Annotated in this window: 1 protein-coding gene; it reads left to right on the plus strand. The window is 47.1% G+C overall.

The annotated features are described in order from the left end of the window. Positions 1-333 (plus strand): hypothetical protein (locus AB4585_RS26730; RefSeq protein WP_372171766.1); only part of this gene is annotated, 333 nt, incomplete at both ends.

The raw sequence follows: 333 nt of genomic DNA on the forward strand, positions 1-333 counted from the left end.
GACTGATGCCAAGACTCTGGTAGTCACCTCGCTTTCGGGTGAGGAAGTATTGCGGGTCACTATCGACAACGATGGTAATTACCTTGTTACTCAGTCTCAGCCTATCGAGCAAGATCCAACTACAGACCTAACCAAACTAGTGCTACCTGTCATTGCCAGTGACTCCGAGGGTGATAGTGGCAGTGCAAATATTAACATCAACATTACCGATAACGTCGCACCCACAGCCCCAACCAGCCCAGTAGCGTATATAGAAACCGGCGAAGTTGGCCAAACAAATACTGGCAATATTAGCTTTACTCCAGGCAGTGATGCTGTTGAAACTTTAGTGAT

The organism is Vibrio sp. 10N.222.49.C9, from assembly GCF_041474985.1.
Classification (GTDB): domain Bacteria; phylum Pseudomonadota; class Gammaproteobacteria; order Enterobacterales; family Vibrionaceae; genus Vibrio; species Vibrio crassostreae_C.